Genomic DNA, 5,806 nt, shown 5'->3' with positions numbered 1-5,806 from the left:
GCGATGAGGGATGCCAGGGCCATGAGGTGTCGCTTTCGAGCAAGACGTTGTCAGCAAATTGTAGGTGCTGACGCCGCTAAAGGGGAGGAGCGTCCAGCCGTGGCGTCAGGTCGGAGAGACGCCTGGGCCAGCGCCTGCTCACCGCGGTGCGCCGAGCCGTCGGCGGCGACCAGCGGAACGGGGTCACCCACCCGTTCGACGAAGCCGGTCAGCACCAGCCGCGGCTCGGTGAAACCGGGGATCTCGGACGGTGCCCCCACTTCGGGTGCGCGGTCGCCGAACACGTTCAGGATGGATCGTCGTGTCACCGGCGGGCGACCAACGCGGGCCGCGACCAGGTTGGTCATCCCGATCGACAACCCCAGCGGTTCGGTCATGTGGGCTCTCCTGTCTGGACCGCTGACCACCTTAACGGCTACCGACCCGTGGGCGAGGAATCTGCCCCTAATGTCGCGAATCCCCTATCGGGCCATCCCCTAACGGCGTTCCTGCAGAACTGGGTTCCGCACCGATCCGGGACCCGGCCGGCACACATAACATCGAGCCATGGCGAACGCACTGCTGGACTTCGTGATGACGCTGGTGCGTGATCACGACGCCGCCGCACGGTATGCGGCCGACCCCGCGCAGGCCCTCGCGGACGCCGGCCTCGCCGGGGTGACCAGCGCCGATGTGCAGAACCTGATCCCGGTCGTCACCGAGTCCATGTCGATGGCCGCTCCGGTTCACGCGCTGGACGCCGTGATCTCCGACCCTGTGGACAACGTCTGGGCCAGCGGGGCGGCGACCGCCGCGTTCGACGCGTTCGACGTGCCCGACGAGGGCCTGCCCCAGCGCGTGGTCGTCGACGTCGGGGACGCGCCGCCCGACACCGTCGACCTGCTCGATGTGCCCACTCCGTTGCAGGTGGACGATCCGGCGATCGACGATCCCGTCGACATGACCGTCGGCCCGTCGGACGCTCTCGAGCCGTGGGCGCAGCCCGTCACCGACGCCGACGCCGGAGACCTCGCGCCGGGATTCGACCTCTTCGACTGACCCCGACTGACGCGCCGCACCCGCAAGGACCAGCCGGTCCTTGCGGGTTTTTCGTGTGTATGGCGGGTGAACACCTACGCCCGCAAACCCCCAGGGAGCCCCTAATCCCCTATGGTGGCAGCCCCCAAACCCCCTAGGCGGACCCGTTCGGGGATAGGTCGGAGCCCCGTTTCCGGCCTGCGGCGAGCTCCATAACGTGGTGTCCAGATCGCCGGACGAACCGGCGAGAACCACCAGAAAGGGCACTGGCATGAACGCCATCATCGACTTCATCCTCGACCTGTTCCGCAGCCCCGCGTCGGCGGCGTCGTTCGTCGCCGATCCGGACGGCGCTCTGCGTGACGCCGGGCTGCCGAACGTGACCGCCGCGCAGCTGGCCTCGGTGGCCGCCACCGCCGCTCCGGCCGGATACGCACTCGGCGGCGGGGACCCGATCGTCGGCCTGCAGCGCGCGGTCGCCGACCATCACCAGCTCGCCTCCAACTTCGCCTCGCCGTTCTCCCCGCAGACCTCGTGGGCCCCGACGTTCGCCCCCGAGACCAACACCGACCTGCTCAGCGGCAACAACGTTCCGGTGGCCAGCCCGGTCCAGGACGCCGGCGCCAACGCCCAGAACGGGGCGTTCAACCTCGGCTTCGGCGACATCACCTTCGGTGACAAGACCAGCAACACCGCCACCAACGGCGGCGTCGTGGTCGACGGCGACAACGACGGCGACATCGTCAGCGGCGACGGCGCCGTGCTCGGCGACGGCAACACCACGAGCAACGGCGACATCCTCGCCGGTTCGGGTTCCAACGTCGTGGTCGGCAAGGACAACGAGGTGGAGGACAACTCGAAGACCGCAGGCGGTGACCTGATCGCCGACAACGACGCCCCGGTGCTCAACGACGTCGACACCAGCGGCGGCAACGGCGGCGGCGCCGACGGCGGCGGCAGCCTGATCGGCATCGGCGGCGGCAACGCGGTCGGCGGCTCCGGCGGCAACGGTGGCGGCATCATCATCACCGACAACGACGTCAACACCGGCACCCAGATCGACGGCGACTTCGGCAGCGACAACACCGAGGACAACTCGGTGAACACCTCGGTGGAGACCGACATCTCGACCTCCACGGAAACCTCGGTCGAGGACAACTCGTCGGCCTTCGAGTCCAACATCGGCTCGGGCAACGAGACGAACACCGATCTGTTCTCCGACAACGTCACCGGCATCGACACCGATGTCGCGTCGAACAACGACACCCTGGCGGCGCTGGACGCGTTCTGATCCGCAACCGCGACACCGGCGGGGACCGTGATGGTCCCCGCCGGTCCGCGCGCCTACCGTTGAACCACGCCGCAGCAACAAGAGGGGCACCATGACGCAGCCGGCCAATTCGGTGATCGTCGAGCTGATCGACCACGCCGGCAGGATCGCGCACGCCCAGCAGCGCGGCGATCTGGCCGACCGGCTCGAGCGCGCCAAGAGGCGGCTCGGTGACCCGCAGATCCGGGTGGTCATCGCCGGGCAGCTCAAGCAGGGCAAGAGCCAGCTGCTCAACTCACTGCTGAACATGCCGGTCGCGCGCGTGGGGGACGACGAGTCGACCGTGCTGCCGACCGTGGTGTCCTACGGCGAACAACCCTCGGCGCGGCTGGTGGTGGCCCGGCCCGACGGCGAGGAACCCGAACTCGTCGAGATCCCGACGGCCGATCTGCGCAACGACCTCCGGCGGGCGCCCCAGGCCCGGGGCCGTGAGGTGCTGCGCGTCGAGGTGAACGCGCCCAGCCCGCTGCTCAAGGGCGGCCTGGCGTTCATCGACACCCCCGGCGTCGGCGGGCACGGGCAACCGCACCTGTCGGCCACGCTGGGGCTGCTGCCCGACGCCGACGCGATGCTGATGATCAGCGACACCAGCCAGGAGTTCACCGAGCCGGAGATGACGTTCATCCGGCAGGCACTGGAGATCTGCCCCGTCGCGTTGCTCGTCGCCACCAAGACCGACCTTTACCCGCACTGGCGGCAGGTGGTCGACGCCAACCTCGCGCACCTGCAGCGCGCCCGGATCACCACGCCGCTGGTCCCGGTGTCGTCGACGCTGCGCAGCCACGCCGTGCAGCTCAACGACAAGGAACTCAACGAGGAGTCGAACTTCCCGGCGCTGGTGAAATTCCTGTCCGACGAGGTGCTGACCCGGCAGCGCGACCGGGTCCGCGACCAGGTGATCGGCGAGGTCCGCGCGGCGGCCGAACACCTCCGCCTGGCCGTCGAGTCGGAGCTGTCGGCGCTCAACGACCCGCAGGCCCGGGACCGCCTGACCGCCGATCTGGAGCGCCGAAAGCAGGAGGCCCAGGACGCGCTGCAGCACACCGCGCTGTGGCAGCAGGTGCTCAACGACGGCATCGCCGACCTGACCGCCGACGTCGACCACGATCTGCGGCACCGGTTCCGCACCATCACCTCTCACACCGAGCAGGTGATCGACGGCTGCGATCCGACCCAGAACTGGGCCGCGATCGGCGCCGAGCTGGAGGACGCGGTGGCCACCGCCGTCGGCGACAACTTCGTGTGGGCCTACCAGCGCGCCGAGGCGCTGGCCGCCGAAGTGGCCCGCACGTTCCGGCAGGCCGGGCTGGACGCGGTGCGGATGCCCTCGCTCGATGCCCGCGAGATGGGCGCCGACGTCGGTGAGTTCAAGTCGCTGGCCCAGCTGGAGGCCAAACCGCTCAAGTTCGGGCACAAGGTCGTCACCGGGCTGCGCGGCTCCTACGGGGGTGTGCTGATGTTCGGCATGCTGACCTCCTTCGCCGGTCTGGGCATGTTCAACCCGTTGTCGTTGGGCGCGGGCTTCGTGCTGGGCCGCAAGGCCTACAAGGAAGACATGGAGAACCGGATGCTGCGCGTGCGCAGCGAGGCCAAGACCAACGTGCGCCGCTTCGTCGACGACGTCGCGTTCGTCGTCGGAAAGGAGTCCCGGGACCGGCTCAAGGGGATCCAGCGTCAACTCCGCGACCATTACCGCGAGATCGCCAACCAGACCACCCGCTCACTCAACGAGTCGCTGCAGGCCACGCTCGCCGCGGCGAAGCTGGAGGAGACCGAACGCAACGCCCGGGTCAAGGAACTCGAACGTCAGCTCGGCATCCTGCGGCAGGTGCTCGACCACGTGCAGAAGCTGGGCAAGTAGCGTCACTAAGCTCGAACGGTCAGCAGTCGAGCGATCCGAGACGGTGAATCCTGAGCACCAGCGACCGAGTGCGGGCGATCCTGGGCGGCACCATCGCCGCCTACCGGTCCGACCCCGCCTACCACCGGCGCCCGGACGTGCATGCCGAGCTCGAGAGGATCGGACGCCGGCTCAACGAGCCGATGCGCATCGCGCTGGCCGGAACGCTCAAGGCCGGTAAGTCGACCCTGGTCAACGCGTTGGTCGGCGACGAGATCGCGCCCACCGACGCCACCGAGGCGACGCGCATCGTCACCTGGTTCCGGCACGGCCCGACCCCCAGGGTGACCGCCAACCACCGCGACGGGCGGCGCTCCAACGTGCCGATCATGCGCGACCGGGCCGGGCCGGAACGCGGCCTGACGTTCGACCTGGACCGGCTGGATCCCGACGACGTGCTGGATCTCGACGTCGAATGGCCCGCCGCCGAGCTGACCGACGCGACCATCATCGACACCCCCGGCACGTCGTCGCTGTCCCAGGACGTCTCGGCCCGCACCCTGCGGCTGCTCGTGCCCGACGACGGAGTGCCCCGCGTCGACGCGGTGGTGTTCCTGCTGCGCACCCTCAACGCCGCGGACATCGCGCTGCTCAAACAGATCGGTCAGCTGGTCGGGGGCTCGGCCGGGGCGCTGGGCGTGATCGGCGTCGCGTCGCGGGCCGACGAGATCGGGGCGGGCCGGATCGACGCGATGCTGTCCGCCAAGGACGTCGCGCGGCGCTTCACCACCGAACTGGAACGCACCGGCATCTGCCAGGCCGTCGTGCCGGTGTCCGGTCTGCTGGCGCTGACCGCGCGCACCCTGCGGCAGAGCGAGTTCGTGGCGCTGAAGAAACTCGCCGGCGTCGAACCCGCCGAGCTGGCGAAGGCGATGCTGTCGGTGGACCGCTTCGTGCGCGACGGGGAGCCGGCGCTTCCGGTCGGCACGGCGGCCAGGGCCGAACTGCTGGACCGGTTCGGGATGTTCGGTATCCGGATCGCGATCGCGGTGCTGCGCGCCGGGGTGGACGATGCGGTGGCGCTGGCCGACGAACTGCTCGAGCGCAGCGGGCTGCTCGCGCTGCGCGAGGTGATCGACCAGCAGTTCGCGCAGCGCTCCGACCTGCTCAAGGCGCACACCGCGCTGCTGTCGCTGCGCCAGTTCGTCCAGCTCAACCCGATCTACGCCACCCCGCGCATCCTCGCCGACATCGAGCCGCTGCTCGCCGACACCCACGCGTTCGAGGAACTGCGGTTGCTCAGCCAGTTACGTTCCCGGCCAACCACTCTCAACGACGACGAGATGGCGTCGCTGCGGCGTCTGATCGGCGGGTCGGGCACCGACGCCGCCAGCCGGCTGGGTCTGTCGCCGGAGGCTCCCGGGGACGGGCCGCGGGCCGCGTTCGCGGCGGCCCAGCGCTGGCGCAGGCGCGCCGAGCATCCCCTCAACGACCCGTTCACCCCGCCCGCGGACGCGTCGGTCGACTACCTTCGCGGTCTGATCGACGACGCGCGCGGCGAGGAGGTGGTGCCGCCGTGGAACCGCAAGCTGGCCAGTCCGCGCCTCCAGTTCAGCCCG

At 69.8% G+C, this 5,806-nt stretch carries 4 protein-coding genes and 1 pseudogene; 4 read left to right on the top strand and 1 reads right to left on the bottom strand.

Going from position 1 to position 5,806, the window contains the following annotated elements; all coding sequences use genetic code 11:
- Positions 1-62: 62 nt before the first annotated feature.
- Positions 63-377 (bottom strand): annotated as a pseudogene (locus tag ASJ79_RS16795) (molecular chaperone); the annotation flags it as partial.
- Between the two features lie 169 nt (positions 378-546).
- Between ASJ79_RS16795 and ASJ79_RS16790 the strand changes: the two are divergent.
- From ASJ79_RS16790 to ASJ79_RS16775, 4 genes are all read left to right on the top strand, one after another.
- Positions 547-1,038, top strand: coding sequence for an IniB N-terminal domain-containing protein (locus ASJ79_RS16790; protein WP_067957298.1), 492 nt, complete (start codon positions 547-549; stop codon positions 1,036-1,038).
- A gap of 250 nt (positions 1,039-1,288) precedes the next feature.
- Positions 1,289-2,308: an IniB N-terminal domain-containing protein gene (locus ASJ79_RS16785; RefSeq protein ID WP_067957294.1), complete on the top strand. Its 1,020-nt coding sequence runs from the start codon at positions 1,289-1,291 to the stop codon at positions 2,306-2,308.
- A gap of 91 nt (positions 2,309-2,399) precedes the next feature.
- Positions 2,400-4,208 carry an isoniazid-induced dynamin-like GTPase IniA gene (gene iniA, locus ASJ79_RS16780; protein WP_067957291.1) on the top strand — a complete coding sequence of 603 codons (1,809 nt, stop codon included), beginning with the start codon at positions 2,400-2,402 and terminating at the stop codon, positions 4,206-4,208.
- 50 nt (positions 4,209-4,258) lie between these two features.
- The coding region (locus ASJ79_RS16775) for a dynamin-like GTPase family protein (RefSeq protein ID WP_231750884.1) at positions 4,259-5,806 on the top strand (1,548 nt) is incomplete at its 3' end.

This window comes from Mycobacterium sp. NAZ190054 (genome assembly GCF_001545925.1).
GTDB lineage: Bacteria > Actinomycetota > Actinomycetes > Mycobacteriales > Mycobacteriaceae > Mycobacterium.
This window is presented reverse-complemented; position numbering and strand designations above follow the sequence as displayed.